The organism is Herbaspirillum sp. NPDC101396 (assembly GCF_044767365.1).
GTDB lineage: Bacteria > Pseudomonadota > Gammaproteobacteria > Burkholderiales > Burkholderiaceae_D > Herbaspirillum.
Genome location: NZ_JBIWNT010000004.1, coordinates 397,379 through 411,828, shown reverse-complemented (window position 1 = coordinate 411,828; position 14,450 = coordinate 397,379). Strand labels below are relative to the sequence as shown.

The window sequence follows — 14,450 nt, the reverse complement described above, 5'->3', positions numbered from 1 at the left end:
GTGACAACCTTCTTTTTGCCATGATCCACACGGTCCACTCCAGCCCCAAGGCAGCGCAGTTGCAGCACTTGCCGCATGCGGTGGTCGCCTTCAGCCGCGATTTCAGCCATGACCAGTTGCTCGCCATGCACTCGCATCCGCGCGGCCAGTTGCTGTATGCCGCGGAAGGCGTGATGCAGGTACGCACCGCGCACGGCCTCTGGGTGATCCCGCCACAGCGCGCACTGTGGGTGCCCTGCGGCCTGGCGCATGAAATCCGCATGCTCAGCGCGGTGCGCCTGCGCACGCTCTACATCCGCCCGCACGAATCGGAACTGATCGGCGCCGAGTGCCGCCTGCTGGAAGTCAGCGCATTGCTGCGCGAGCTGATCCTGGCGCTGCTCGAGGAAGAATCGGATTACGACACCCGCTGCCGCGGCGGGCACCTGGCGCAACTGATCCTGTCGGAAATCGATGGCGCCACTGCTATTCCGGTGGTGATTCCCTGGCCGGCCGACCGACGCGTGCTGGCCGTGTGCGAAGCCATTCTTGCCGATCCCGGCAACGCCAACTCGCTGGAATACTGGGCCGGGTTCGCGGGGGCCAGTGCGCGCACGCTGATCCGTCTGTTCCCAAAAGAAACCGGCCTGCATTTCCGCCACTGGGTGCAGCAGGTCCACATCACCGAAGCGCTGCTGCGACTGTCGCAAGGCGAAGCGGTCGAACGTATCGCCGAACGGCTCGGCTACAAAAGCGCCAGCGCCTTCACCAGCATGTTCCGCAGCGTGCTCGGCAAAACACCCAGCCAATACGGCGGCCTGGCGCGCCGGAACATCGCCGCCGACAGCATGCTGCAACGCGCCAAAAAAAATGGATGAGACAACCCTGCAAGCCGCGCCATCACGATCGGTTATCACGCGATGAATTAGTTTCATTGGACAGTGCCGGGGGCCGGGCGTAGTGTCGCTCTCCAACCGGAAGCTCGTATTTAAAAGAGATCCGGCGACAGAATCAAGAACCATAAAAGCCGACGGACGCACTCGGGGCAGCAGCTTCGGGACGTCACGTTTCAGGCGGAGACCACACAGGATTTTTCTCGCGAGAACGACTTCCACGCCGGCGGCGCATTGCGTCCGCCGCGAAGGCTCCCTTGCGCCCGCAATTTCCTGCGACCGAATTTCCGAATTGAATTCGTTTTCCAGTAGTGCTTTACAAGCAAAACAAGCAGTGAAACAACAATTCTTACACCAGGAGATTGCATGAACACCCTCAAATCCAGCATCAAATATGCCGCCGCGGCCGTCCTCGGCCTGGTCTGCCTGGCCCAGTCGGTCAGCGCCGATACGCTCAGTGACATTCGCCAGCGCAAAAAGATCGTCATCGCCATCGACCTCGGCTCGCCGCCGTTCGGCATGACCGACGACAAGCTGCAACCTTACGGCTCCGACGTCAGCGCCGCCAAGATGCTGGCCAAGGACCTCGGCGTCGAGATGGAAATCATCCAGGTCACCGGCCCCAACCGCGTGCCTTTCCTGCTGACCAACAAGGCCGACATCGTGATTGCGTCGTTCAGCATCACGCCGGAACGCGCCAAGGTGATCAACTTCAGCGTACCTTACAGCGCATCGGAATCGGTGGTCGGCGCGGAAAAGACCATGCAGATCAAGAGTCTGGCCGATCTGGTCGGCAAGCGTGTCGGCGTAGTCCGGGGTAACCTGCAGGACACGCTGTTGACGCCGCTGGTCCCCAAAGGCACGATCCTGGTGCGCTACGACGATGACTCGACCAACGCCGCCGCGCTGCTGTCGGGCCAGGTCGACGCCATCGGTACTGCCAAGGAACTGGTGACCACCACGGCGCGCAAGAATCCGGGCCGCAATATCGAAACCAAGTTCTCGGTCAAGGTGGTGCCGCACGGCATCGGCGTGCGCAAGGAAGACACCGCGCTGCTGGCCTGGATCAACACCTGGGTGGTCGCCAACATGAAGAACGGCAACCTGGCGAAGTCGTATGAAGCTGCGGCCGGCGCGCCATTGCCAGACCTGTCGCAATACATGCCTAAATAAAAAGACAACACCGTTCGGCGTCGGCGCAGCTGTTGCAAAAACAGCCGCGCCGGCTTTTTTCACTTTTCACGAAAGCATTTCTCCAGTCATGAAAAATATCGGATTCATAGGCGTCGGCATGATGGGCCAGGGCATGGCGCACAACCTCGTCATCAAGGGTTTCAACGTCACCGTGATGGGCAACCGCAATCGCAAACCGGTGGAAGAACTGGTCGCCGAAGGCGCGCGCGAAGCGGCCAGCCTGCAAGACCTGGTGGCGAACGTCGACGCCATCATCCTGTGCGTGACCGGCTCGCCGCAGGTGGAAGACCTGATCTTCCGCGCCGGCGGCATCCTGGAAAACTGCCGCAGCGGCCAGATCCTGATCGACTGCTCCACCAGCGAGCCGATGTCGAGCGCGCGCATTGCCGAACAACTGGCGACCAAGGGCGTCAGCTTTGTCGATGCGCCGCTGGCGCGCACGCCGGTCGAAGCCATGCAAGGTCGCCTCAACACCATGGTCGGCGCCGACGACGCCACCTTCTCCAAGGTCAAGCCCATCCTCGAAGCCTTCTGCGAAAACATCTTCCACATCGGCGGCATCACCAGCGCGCAAAAGCTCAAGCTGCTCAACAACTTCATCGCGATCGGCACCGCCACTCTGGCGACCGAAGCGCTGGCGATGTGCGACGCCGTCGGCGTAGATAAGCGCAAGTTCTTCGATGTGATCAGCAAGGGCGGCGCCAACAGCGGCATCTTCCAGATGATCGCCGGCGGCATCCTCGAAGGCCGCTCGGACGGCATGAAGTTCAGCATCGCCAACGCCGGCAAGGACCTGGGTTATTACAACAACATGACCGCGGCGTTCACCAATCCATCGATGATCGGTCCGCACGTTGCCGCCACCCTGCAGCAAAGCGCACAAGAAGGATTCGGCGAGCAGATGCTGGGAGCGATGGTGCAGGCGCACAAAGACCGGCTGGCGTCAAAGACGTAAGCCGGGAATAGTCAGCTTTCCGCATTGGGCTGCATACCCTGTAGCACAAAAAAACGCCGCCCCTGGGGCGGCGTTTTTTGTTCATCCGTGCGCGATTCTCGGGTCCTGCCATGCCGGCGCTGGCAGTGCTTACGCTGTTGAGTCGTCGTAACTGCCGCTGTCGCTCATATCGTCAAGATCGATGTTTCCCAGGTCCGCCAGGTCATTGCCGGAGGTCGTTTCGCCGGCGCTGTCGCTACGCCCCGCACTACGTTCCTTGTCGGCGTCGCTGCCATAGTAATTATTGACGGTGGTGTTCTCGACGTTTTCCGTGGGGGCGCTCAATCCGTTCTGATGCGTCGAGCCCGAGCCGCTGCCGCTGTTCATCAGGTGTTCGATTCCCTGAAACAGGAAAGCGCCGCCGGCCACGCCGGCGGCGGTGGCAGCGACGGTCCCCAGCATGCTGCCCATGCCGCCGCCGAAAAATCCGGTGGACGGCGCCGGAGCAGCCTGATATTGAGGCGCCGTCTGGGCTGGCGCCGAGGCCGGAGTATAGGGAGGGACGTAAGCAGGAGCAGAAACAGGCGGAGCGGCACGCACGGACGCCGCAGGCGCATTGCCCCAGGCATTGCTGTCGAGGAAACTCTGCGCCGAAGCGGCGCCTGCCTGTAACGCCTGCACCTGATTTTGCAATGCGGCAATCTGGGCCTTGGACGTCGCGAGCGCCTGATCCATCAACAGCGCCCGCTGCACCAGCAAGTAGGCTGCATCAGGCTGCTGCGCAACCGCAGCGGCAATCATCGCGTCAGCCTGGGCGTCTTTGCCGATGCCGCGCACCTGCGTCAATTGGTGAAGAAAATCTTGAAGCGCTTGCGTTTCTTGAGGACTCATGATGCTGGGCTCCCGGCCTGAGTAGTACATAGGTAGTACATGATGCACAACGATGAATATTTCAATATGCGGCTGCCGTCAGACGGCTTGGGCTCCCATTATGCGCGGGATATCACCCGGCATTTGTGACCGTAATTGCAAAGTTCGAAACAGCTTGTAACTTCATGTCTGCGGGCGGGCTTGATGCGATGTGATGATGCCGGGAAGCAGCGCAAGCGGCCTATTCCACGGCTGCTGTCTGTGGTTTCGGCGCATGCGCGGGTGAATTTGTCCGGGAAAATGACGGCCCGCCGGTTTTGTTTGCTAATATTTATACCCTGTCCGTCAGCAAGACCAAAATAGGGGTAAAACGGACAGATCCGGGGATGGGGCACACGACGCCCCACACAATCAAGCGACGACAAGAAAGAAAAGCTGTGATGAAAATGATACGCCCGTTGCTGGCCTTATTGATGCTGGCCGCCGTGCTGGCTGGTTGCGCCTCCGGTCCCAAACCGGCAGACCTGGAGGTTGCCATGCCGGCGCTCAAGCCTGGTTATGGCCGCATCTATTTCCTGCGCTCATCGGCGTTCTTCGGCTCTCCGGTCCAGCCGGAAATCCTGCTCAACAACCAGGTCGTCGGACGGTCGCGTGCGCGCGGCTTTTTCTTTGTCGACCGGCCGGCCGGTCCTTACCAGGCGCGGACTTCCACCTCGGTCACCAGCACGCTTACTTTTGACCTTTACCCTGGCGAAACAAAATACGTACGTACCGAACTGGTCATTGCTTTGATGGGCATCATGCCCGGCAGCATCGCCTTCACCCTGATGGATGAATCCGTCGGCGAGCCGGAGCTGCGCAAGCTGAGTTATACCGGAAGGACTGTCAAACCCGAGCCGAGGCAAGCGCCCCAGCCAGCTTCCCAGCCAGCGCCGCAACCGATGCAGCAGCCCATGACACAACCGGTGACTCAATCAGTCTCGCAGCCAGTTGTGCAACCAATGCCGGCAAACTGCACCGACTCGGCTACTTGCTGAATTTCTCCGGAGGTCGCCCTCAATCAGGCGACCTTCGACTCTTCCTTCCGCAACATCGGTGACCGCAATTCAGTTGGACTCAGTGGCTCTCCACCGGTACAAATTCCTCAATCAGTACGTTCGCCGGGAAGCTCACCGTAAAGGTGCTGCCCTTGTCCGGCACCGACTCCACGCCGAGAATGGCGCGGTGGCGCAGCAGTACGTGACGCACGATGGCAAGACCCAGGCCGGTGCCTTGCGTCTCGCGCGAGCGGCTCTTGTCGACGCGGTAGAAGCGCTCGGTCAGGCGCGAGATGTGTTCCTGGCTGATGCCGATGCCGTTGTCCTTGACGACGAATTGTGCGCCACCACCCGGCTTGCGCTCCCAGTACAACTTGATGGCGCCGTCTTGCGGGGTGTAGCGCACCGCGTTCGAAACCAGGTTGCTGAAAGCGCTGCGCAGTTCATCGACGTTGCCCTGCAAATCGGGGCCGTCGGCTTCCAGCGTGATCTGGTGCTTGCCTGACGACAGCGCCTTGGCTTCTTCCAGAATGCCTTCCAGCAGCGGCCGTACGTGCACGCGCTCTGAACGCAACGGATAGTCGACCGACTCCAGGCGCGTCAGCGTCAGCATGTCGCCGATCAGGTTCTGCATGCGCTGGCCCTGCTCGGTCATCAGCTTGAGATGCGAGGTGCGCACATCGGTATCGAGGTTCGGTTGCGCCAGTGCGATTTCGAGAAAACCGTTGATCACGGTCAGCGGCGTGCGCAATTCATGCGAGGCGTTGGCGATGAAGTCGCGGCGCATCATGTCGATACGCTCCGATTCGGTGGCATCGTGGGTGACCAGGATCTGGCGGCGGTTTTCGAACGGAATGATCTGCACGATCAGCTTGCGCTCCTGCACACTCAGGATCAGCGGCTGCTCATAGCGGCCGAGGATGATGTAGTCGATGAAGGCGGGGTTGCGGATCAGGTTGGTGACGCGCATGCCCTTGTCGCGCTCCAGTTGCAGGCCCAGGTGCTGCTGCGCCGCCGGATTGCACCATTCAAGGAACAGCACGTCGTCCATGATCACCACGCCGTCCGGCAGCAGGCTCATCGCCTGGCGGAAACGCGCCAGCCATTCGGCCAGCTCGATCTGGTTTTTTTCATCGTCGCGGCGCATGCGGTACAGGCGCGCAAAGATATCGGTCCAGGCGCCCCAACCATCCGGCAGCTTGGCGTGGCTGGGATTGTCGAGCCAACTGCCGAGGCGGAAGAGATAATGCAATTGGGTGAACGCCAGCGCGCCCATGCCGGCCAATGCGACGATCAGCCCGGCGGTGGCGCCGAAGAAAAACCAGACGACGCAAACGCCAATCAGGCAGATCAGGAAGCGCAAGGCCGCCGGAACCCAAAACAGCAGTTGTGGACTCATGTAGTGCTCGTTAGTTACAGGACTGGAACAGGGTCCAGTATAGAGGTCTTTCGGGTTCCCGCGTCTCCTGCGGAACCGCCCCGCTTGTTTTTGTTATTTTGCCGACAGCATGTAGCCGACGCTGCGCACCGTCTTGATCAGGTGCTCGGCTTCACGCAAGGCTTTGCGCAGGCGCAGGACATGGACGTCGACGGTGCGTTCTTCGATGACGACATGGTCGCCCCAGACGCGGTCCAGCAACTGGCTGCGTGAAAACACGCGATCCGGATGCGCCATGAAGAATTTCAGCAGCTTGTACTCGGCGTGACCGATGTCGATCTTGTCGCCGCCAAGCGCCACCGAGCAGCTGGCCGGGTCGAGCGTGACGGGACCGACCGTCATTTCTTCCTGGGCGAACTCCGGGCTCTTGCGACGCAGCAGTGCCTTGATGCGCGCCGTCAGTTCGCGCGGCGAGAACGGCTTGGTGATGTAGTCGTCGGCGCCGTTGTCGAGGCCGGCGATCTTGTCCTCTTCCATGCTCTTGGCAGTCAGCATGATCACCGACAACTGCTGCAACTGGCGGTCGCCGCGGATGCGCGACAGCAGATGCAGGCCGCTGCGGTCCGGCAGCATCCAGTCAAGCAGCACCAGCTGCGGCGCGCGGCGCTGGACAAACTCCCACGCTGCGGCCGTGTTGGACACCACGAAACTCGACCACCCCGCCTCCTTGAGCGTGAAGGCAATCAGCTCGGCAATCGAAGGCTCGTCTTCAACGATCAGGATGGTAGTCATGGAATTGCGCTATTTGAATAGGTCAAGGGAAACGCCGGTTCAATCTTCGTCTGACACGGAAATCTGCGCCGAACCGAAATCGGTATGACGAATATCCTTGCCGCCGACAACGTAGATCACGTATTCGCCGATGTTCTTGGCGTGGTCGCCGATACGCTCGATGGCCTTGGCCACCCACAGCGTGTCGATCGAGGCCGAGATCGTGCGCGGATCCTCCATCATGAAGGTCGCAAGGCTGCGCGTGATCGAACGGAAGCCGTGGTCGATGCTGGCGTCCTGGGCAATCAGCGCGGTAGCCTGATCGGTGTCCAGACGGGCGAACGAATCAAGCGCGCTGCGCAGCATTTCCGACGCTTCTTCGGCGATGACGCGCACGGTTTCATAGTGGTTGATCGGGCCGATACCGCGCTTGTGCAGATGGATCGCATTACGGGCGATCTTGGTGGCTTCGTCGCCGACGCGTTCCAGGTCGGTGATGATCTTGATGGTCGCCATCACGGTGCGCAGGTCATTGGCGGTCGGCTGGCGACGCACGATCAGGTGGCTGCAGGCATCGTCCAGTTCGACTTCCAGACGATTGACCGCCTCGTCGTCCTTCATCACGCGTGCGGCCAGCTCAAGATTGCCGTTACGGAAAGCAGAAATCGCATCCTGGAACTGACGTTCCACCATGCCGCCCATGGCCAGCACCTTGGAGCGAATGGTTTCCAGATCGGCATCGTATTGCTTGGAAGAGTGATCGCCTGTCATGTCACGTCCTTAAAAAATAATTAAAAAATAACTGACCTCAAGAGGTGCGGCAGAAGCGTAGCGAGCGGCCCGAGGTCTGCGCGAGAAGCGCAGCCGTACTGGGTACGGCGAGCATCACAGCGCGGACATCGGGCCGCGCAGTAGCTTATGCCGTACCTTATCCAAAACGGCCTGTTATGTAGTCTTGGGTTTCCTTGCGTGCCGGATTCATGAAAATCTGGTCGGTCTCGCCAAATTCCATCAACTCGCCCAGGTACATGTAGGCGGTGTAGTCCGAACAGCGCGCCGCTTGCTGCATGTTGTGCGTGACGATGGCGATGGTGTAGTCCTTTTTCAGTTCGCCGATCAGCTCTTCCACCTTGGCGGTCGAGATCGGGTCCAGCGCAGAAGTCGGTTCATCCAGCAGCAGCACTTCCGGCTTGACCGCGACGCCGCGGGCGATGCACAGGCGTTGTTGCTGACCGCCCGACAGGGACAGACCGCTCTTGTTCAGCTTGTCCTTGACTTCACCCCACAGCGCGGCCTTGTTCAGGGCCCATTCGACGCGCTCGTCCATTTCGCCCTTGGGCAGGTTTTCGTACAGGCGGATGCCGAAGGCGATGTTGTCGTAGACCGACATCGGGAACGGTGTCGGCTTCTGGAACACCATGCCGACCTTGGCGCGCAGCATGTTCAGATCCTGGCCTGGTTCGAGGATGTTGTTGCCGGCGTACATGATCTTGCCTTCGGCGCGTTGACCGGGGTACAGGTCATACATGCGGTTGAAGGTGCGCAGCAGGGTCGACTTGCCGCAGCCCGACGGGCCGATGAAGGCGGTGACCTTGCCTTCGAAGATGTTGAGGTTGATGTTCTTGAGGCCCTGGAAACCGCCGTAGTAGAAATTCAGCTGCGAAATTTCAATGGTCGATTTCTTGTCTGCTGTTGCGGATGTTTGCGTAGTCATAGTATTCACTTGTCGATTCGCTTATCGGTTGTCCGGTATTAACCAGGGACGCGTTGGCTGAACATGGTGCGGGACAGAATATTCAGTGCGAGCACGCTGACGGTGATCAGCAAGGCGCCACCCCATGCAAGTGCTACCCAGTTGTCGTAAGGACTCATGGCGAACTGGTTGATCACCACCGGCAGGTTGGCGATCGGACTGTTCATGTTGGTGCTGAAGAACTGATTGTTGAGCGCGGTGAACAGCAGCGGCGCCGTTTCACCCGAGATACGCGCCACCGCCAGCAGCACGCCGGTCACGACGCCGGCCTTGACGGCGCGCAGGCGCACCATCATCGCCACTTTCCAGCGCGGCGCGCCGAGCGAGAACGCTGCTTCGCGCAGGCTGCTCGGCACCAGTTTCAGCATGTTGTCGGTCGTACGCACGATCACCGGAATCGCAATCAGCGAGATCGCGAAGGTGCCGGCCCAGCCGGAGAAGTGACCGACGTTGGCGACATAGATCGCGTAGACGAACAGACCGATGACGATCGACGGCGCCGACAGCATGATGTCGGTGACGAAACGCGTGGTCTGGGCCAGCTTGCTCTCCTCGCCGTATTCAGCCAGGTAAATGCCGGCCAGGATACCGATCGGCGTGCTGATCAGCGTACCGAGACCGACCATCATGAGGCTGCCGACGATAGGGTTGAGCAGACCGCCGCCGTCGCCGCCCGGCGAAGGCGTATTTTGCGTAAGCATGCCGATGTTGAGTGCGCCGAAGCCCTTGATCAACAGCGTCAGCAGGATCCAGGCCAGCACGATCAAGCCGGCGGCCATCGCCAGGAACGAGAACAGCATGCCGATACGATGCTGCAGCAGGCGACGGCGATACACCGGGTTCATCGGCGAGTTCAGCGGTATGGCGGCCTCGTTTTTGTTCGGGCCGGCTTGTGGAGTGACTTGTTGGTTCATTATTTTGCGCCTTCCTTGCGGGTCATGCCCATCAACATCACCTTCGCCACGGCCAGCACGATGAAAGTGATCACGAACAGGATCAGACCGAGTGCGAACAGCGACGACACGTGCAGCTTCGACGACGCTTCTGCGATTTCATTGGCGAGCGTGGAAGCGATGCTATTGCCAGCGGCGAACAGCGACCACGAGAGACGATGCGAATTGCCGATCACGAAAGTGACCGCCATGGTTTCGCCAAGCGCCCGGCCGAGGCCGAGCATGACGCCGCCCACCACACCGGTCTTGGTGTAAGGCAGCACCACCTTGCGTACCACCTCCCAACGCGTACAGCCGAGGCCGTAGGCGGATTCCTTCAGCACGGCCGGCACCACTTCAAACACATCGCGCATCACCGAGGCGATGAACGGAATGATCATGACCGACAGGATCAGGCCGGCGGTCAAAATGCCGATGCCCATGGTCGGCCCCTGGAACAAGGCGCCGATCACGGGCAGTTGGCCGAGCGTGGCTTTCAGGGCCGGCTGGACGTATTCGGCGAACAGCGGCGCAAACACGAACAAACCCCACATGCCGTAGATGATGCTGGGCACGCCGGCCAGCAATTCGACCGCCGTGCCGAGCGGACGACGCAGGCGGCTCGGGCAGATTTCGGTGAGGAACAGGGCGATGCCGAAGCTGACCGGGAACGCGATCAGCAGCGCGATCAGCGACGTCGTCAGCGTACCGACGATGGCGATTGCGGCGCCGTACTGGTCGTTGACCGGGTCCCACTCGACGCGCGTGATGAAGCCGGGGCCGAACTCATGGAAGGCCGGCCAGGCGCCGATGAAGAGGGAAACGATAATCCCGCCGAGCATCACCAGTACCGACAAGGCGAAGATCAGCGTGACTTTATGAAAGAGAAAATCCTGGATGCGCTGCTTGCGCATGGTCGCCAACAGCGCTGCGTGCGCTTGCTGAGCTTGTTGCATGGCGCTATCTGCGGGAGGCTTACCTAAATCGGTGTTCGACATGGTCGTGGCAGAGATGTTTGAGCTCATTATTTTCACCATTTGGTGCGGATTGCGGCGATGGTGAACGCCGCCGCAATCCGCTATACATCATTCAATGCACTACCGAAAACAAGTTCTGACTTATTGAATCTTTCGATCCGTGATTACCAGATTGCCTTGCCGGAGCTGTCCTTGACATTGGCTTTCCAGGAATCTTCAACCAGCTTGACGACTGCGGCCGGCAGCGGCACGTAGTCCAGATCGGCAGCAGCTGTACCGCCATTCTTGTAAGCCCAGTCGAAGAACTTCAGGACTTCCTTGCCCTTGGCGCCGTCGGCAGCTTGCGCCTTGTGCAGCAGGATGAAAGTTGCGCTGCTGATAGGCCAGCTGTTCTTGCCGGCTGCATCAGTGAAGTCAACTGCGAAGCCCGGAGTCTTGGCCCAGTCGGCAGCAGCAGTCGCTGCCTTGAATGTCGCGTCGTCCGGCGACACGAAGGTGCCGTCCTTGTTCTTCAGCTGGGTGTAGTTCAGCTTGTTCTTCTTGACGTAAGCGTATTCGACGTAGCCGATTGCGCCCTTGACCTTTTGCACGTTGGCGGCGACGCCTTCGTTACCCTTGCCGCCCACGCCGACCGGCCATTTCACTGCAGTGCCTGCACCGATCTTCGACTTGAAGTCTGCGTTGGCCTTCGACAGGTAGCTGGTGAACACGAACGATGTGCCCGAACCGTCGGAACGGTAGACCACGGTGATGTCTTCTGCCGGCAGCTTGACGCCTGCGTTCAGGGCAGCGATCTCAGGAGCATTCCACTTGGTGATCTTGCCCGAGTAGATGTCGCCCAGCACTTGGCCGGACAGCTTGACCTGGCCTGGAGTCGTACCGTCCAGGTTGATGACCGGAACTACGCCGCCGACCACTGCCGGGAATTGCGTCAGGCCGTCAGCTTCCAGTTCCGCCTGCGACAGCGGTGCATCGGATGCGCCAAAGTCAACAGTCTTGGCCTTGATTTGCTTGATGCCGCCGCCGGAACCGATGGATTGGTAGTTCAGGCTGTTGCCGGTTGCCGCCTTATACGACTCCGCCCATTTGGCGTAGATCGGGTATGGGAACGATGCGCCTGCGCCGGTGATTTCTGCTGCGTGCACTGCGGCGGAAAACGCGACCGTGCCGCACACTGCCACTGCAACAGATTTAAGAATGTGATTGAACCCCATGTCTTGCTCCTTTGTTTGACGAGATAGTTTGTCGAAGAACCCATTTCATGAATTGCCGTCTTACCTGCATTACCCGACGACCTTCACGAAGAAACCTGCGGAACTGATGGAATGCGTTCCTGGGACGGGGTGAACTTTAACCAGCAAATGTGACGAGTTTATGACCCGCCCTTGTCGTGAAAGGAAAAGAAGGCATTGCTTGATCGACAACAAGGAAGCCGCCCCGCAGACGGGGTTAGAATCAGGACTCAGGAGACAATTTCCCGGCAGAAATGCAGATGCATAGGGGACACACCATTTGTGACAAGGCTCCCCGGCCTTGTCATTAACTTGTCATACGCCCGCCCTACACTGCGAAAAATTGCTATGAACACCAATGGGAACGGCGCATGACCAGAAAAGTAAAACCGGACGATAACGCTCACACGGAGATCAATCCGACCGCCATTTACCTCAACCGCGAATTGTCCCAACTGGCGTTCAACCGCCGGGTGCTGGCGCAAGCCGAGAACAAGCAGATTCCGCTGCTCGAGCGTCTGCGCTATCTGTGCATCTGCAGCAGCAACCTCGATGAATTTTTTGAAGTGCGCATCGCCAGCTTGCTGGCCAACCGCATCGAAGGCGAACACATCGACCCGCCCGAACTGAGCGCGGCGCTGGAACGCACCAGCATCGAATGCCACCAGATCGTGGCGCGCCAGTACGAATTGCTGAACAAGGACATCCTGCCGCAGCTGGCGCACAAGGGCATCCACCTGCTGCGCCACGAAGACCGCAACGAGGCGCAGCGCGCCTGGGTCAAGCAGTACTTCGAACACAACGTGCGGCCCCTGCTGACGCCCATCGGCCTCGATCCGGCCCACCCGTTCCCGCAGGTGTTGAACAAGAGTCTGAATTTCATCATCGAGCTGTCCGGCAAGGACGCCTTCGGCCGCGGCACGGCGATCGCCATCGTCAAGGCGCCGCGCGTGCTGCCGCGCGTGATCCGCCTGCCGGACGAACTGTCGGACAAGAAAGGCGTGTCGTTCTGCCTGTTGTCCTCCGTCATCCATGCGCATATTGCGGAATTGTTTACCGGACGCGAAATCACTGCTTATTCGCAATTCCGCGTCACCCGCAACAGCGACCTGTGGGTCGACGAAGAAGAAGTCAAAAACCTGCGCCAGGCCTTACAGACCGAATTGCAAAGCCGCCAGTTCGGTGTCGGCGTGCGTCTCGAAGTCGCCAGCAACTGCCCCGAACACCTTGCGCAATTCCTGCTCGAACAGTTCTCGATCGAACGCAATCGCCTGTACGCCGTCAAGGGTCCGGTGAACCTGGTGCGGTTGTCGGAACTGGTCGACCTGGTGTCGGAGCCGGCGCTGCGCTTCCCGCCGTTTGCGCAGACGCTGCCACCGCATTTGCAGAATGAAAACATCTTCGCCGTGCTGAAGAAACGCGACGTGCTGCTGCATCATCCGTTCCAGTCGTTCCAGCCGGTGGTGGATTTCATCCGCACGGCGGCGCAAGACCCCAACGTGATGGCGATCAAGCAAACGATTTACCGCACCGGCATGAACTCCGACCTGATGGAGGCGCTGATCCACGCCGCCCAGCGCGGCAAGGAAGTCACCGTCATCGTGGAACTGATGGCGCGCTTCGACGAAGAAGCCAACATCAACTGGGCGGTCAAGCTGGAACAGGCCGGCGCGCAAGTCGTCTACGGCGTGGTCGGCCTCAAGACGCACGCCAAGATTGCGCTGGTGATCCGCCGCGAAGACAACGCCCTGCACTTCTACGCCCACCTCGGCACCGGCAACTATCACCCGACCACCACCAAGTTCTATACCGATTTCGGCCTGCTGACCTCACACCGCGAATTGACCGCCGAGGTCAACGAAGTGTTCATCCACCTGACCACGCTGACCAAGCCGCGCACCCTCAATCACTTGTGGCTGGCGCCGTTTTCGCTGCAAAAGGAAATCATCCGGGCCATCCGCAACGAAGCCCAGATCGCCCGTGAAGGACGGCCGGCGCGCATCATCGCCAAGATGAACGCGCTGCTGGACGAGTCGGTCATCCGCGCCTTGTATGCGGCCTCGGCCGACGGCGTCAAGATCGACCTGATCGTACGCGGCGCCTGCGCGCTGCGTCCGGGCGTCGCAGGCCTGTCGGAGAACATTCGCGTGCGCTCGGTAATCGGGCGCTACCTGGAACACTCGCGCATCTATTATTTCCGCAACGACCTGGCGCATGACGTTTACCTGTCGAGCGCCGACTGGATGAACCGCAACCTGTTCCGCCGTATCGAAGTGGCCTTCCCGGTGCTGGACAAGGCACTCAAGAAGCGCGTCATTGCGGAAGGTCTGGATCCTTACCTGAAGGACAACACCAATGCGTGGCACCTGAACTGCGACGGCGTGTATGTGCAGAAGAAGGCGCGCACGCGCCAGGCCGCGTTCAGCGCCCAGGCGTACCTGATGCATACGCTCGGCGTTGCCGCGCCAGGCGAGGAATGAAGCGACCAGTTTGTTTTTCA

General features: G+C 60.1%; 13 protein-coding genes. 5 read left to right on the top strand and 8 right to left on the bottom strand.

Going from position 1 to position 14,450, the window contains the following annotated elements:
- Positions 1 to 20 precede the first annotated feature (20 nt).
- The 3 genes from ACIROY_RS15700 (at position 21) to ACIROY_RS15690 (ending at position 3,021) form a co-directional block, all read left to right on the top strand.
- Positions 21 to 857: an AraC family transcriptional regulator gene (locus tag ACIROY_RS15700; protein ID WP_402276046.1), complete on the top strand. Its 837-nt coding sequence runs from the start codon at positions 21 to 23 to the stop codon at positions 855 to 857.
- 381 nt (positions 858 to 1,238) lie between these two features.
- Positions 1,239 to 2,045, top strand: a complete 807-nt coding sequence (locus ACIROY_RS15695; RefSeq protein WP_402276043.1) for a transporter substrate-binding domain-containing protein — start codon at positions 1,239 to 1,241, stop codon at positions 2,043 to 2,045.
- 88 nt (positions 2,046 to 2,133) lie between these two features.
- On the top strand, positions 2,134 to 3,021 hold the full coding sequence (locus ACIROY_RS15690) for an NAD(P)-dependent oxidoreductase (RefSeq protein ID WP_402276041.1): 888 nt from the start codon (positions 2,134 to 2,136) through the stop codon (positions 3,019 to 3,021).
- 129 nt (positions 3,022 to 3,150) lie between these two features.
- On the opposite strand, the gene ACIROY_RS15685 is transcribed toward ACIROY_RS15690, so the two are convergent.
- The gene (locus ACIROY_RS15685; protein ID WP_402276039.1) at positions 3,151 to 3,891 is read right to left on the bottom strand and encodes a DUF2076 domain-containing protein; all 741 of its coding nucleotides are present in this window, start codon (positions 3,889 to 3,891) and stop codon (positions 3,151 to 3,153) included.
- A 419-nt stretch (positions 3,892 to 4,310) separates the two neighbouring features.
- Here ACIROY_RS15685 and ACIROY_RS15680 point away from each other — a divergent pair, with 419 nt between their 5' ends.
- Entirely contained in the window at positions 4,311 to 4,907 is a 597-nt protein-coding gene (locus tag ACIROY_RS15680; protein ID WP_402276038.1) for a hypothetical protein, read from the top strand.
- Between the two features lie 79 nt (positions 4,908 to 4,986).
- On the opposite strand, the gene phoR is transcribed toward ACIROY_RS15680, so the two are convergent.
- The 7 genes from phoR to pstS all read right to left on the bottom strand — a co-directional run bounded on the left by phoR (position 4,987) and on the right by pstS (position 11,932).
- Positions 4,987 to 6,306, bottom strand: coding sequence for a phosphate regulon sensor histidine kinase PhoR (gene phoR, locus ACIROY_RS15675; RefSeq protein ID WP_402276036.1), 1,320 nt, complete (start codon positions 6,304 to 6,306; stop codon positions 4,987 to 4,989).
- 93 nt (positions 6,307 to 6,399) lie between these two features.
- Positions 6,400 to 7,077, bottom strand: a complete 678-nt coding sequence (locus ACIROY_RS15670) for a response regulator (RefSeq protein WP_402276034.1) — start codon at positions 7,075 to 7,077, stop codon at positions 6,400 to 6,402.
- Positions 7,078 to 7,116: 39 nt separating this feature from the next.
- Positions 7,117 to 7,827, bottom strand: coding sequence for a phosphate signaling complex protein PhoU (gene phoU / locus ACIROY_RS15665; RefSeq protein ID WP_402276032.1), 711 nt, complete (start codon positions 7,825 to 7,827; stop codon positions 7,117 to 7,119).
- Between the two features lie 157 nt (positions 7,828 to 7,984).
- Entirely contained in the window at positions 7,985 to 8,770 is a 786-nt protein-coding gene (gene pstB, locus ACIROY_RS15660; RefSeq protein WP_116434997.1) for a phosphate ABC transporter ATP-binding protein PstB, read from the bottom strand.
- 38 nt (positions 8,771 to 8,808) lie between these two features.
- Positions 8,809 to 9,723, bottom strand: a complete 915-nt coding sequence (pstA, locus tag ACIROY_RS15655; protein ID WP_402276029.1) for a phosphate ABC transporter permease PstA — start codon at positions 9,721 to 9,723, stop codon at positions 8,809 to 8,811.
- Positions 9,723 to 10,697, bottom strand: a complete 975-nt coding sequence (gene pstC, locus ACIROY_RS15650) for a phosphate ABC transporter permease subunit PstC (protein ID WP_402276027.1) — start codon at positions 10,695 to 10,697, stop codon at positions 9,723 to 9,725. The genes pstA and pstC overlap by 1 nt, the downstream gene beginning before the upstream one ends.
- Positions 10,698 to 10,882: 185 nt before the next feature.
- The gene (gene pstS / locus ACIROY_RS15645) at positions 10,883 to 11,932 is read right to left on the bottom strand and encodes a phosphate ABC transporter substrate-binding protein PstS (protein WP_402276025.1); all 1,050 of its coding nucleotides are present in this window, start codon (positions 11,930 to 11,932) and stop codon (positions 10,883 to 10,885) included.
- Between the two features lie 389 nt (positions 11,933 to 12,321).
- Between pstS and ppk1 the strand changes: the two genes are divergently transcribed.
- Positions 12,322 to 14,430, top strand: a complete 2,109-nt coding sequence (ppk1, locus tag ACIROY_RS15640) for a polyphosphate kinase 1 (RefSeq protein WP_402276022.1) — start codon at positions 12,322 to 12,324, stop codon at positions 14,428 to 14,430.
- Positions 14,431 to 14,450: the final 20 nt, after the last annotated feature.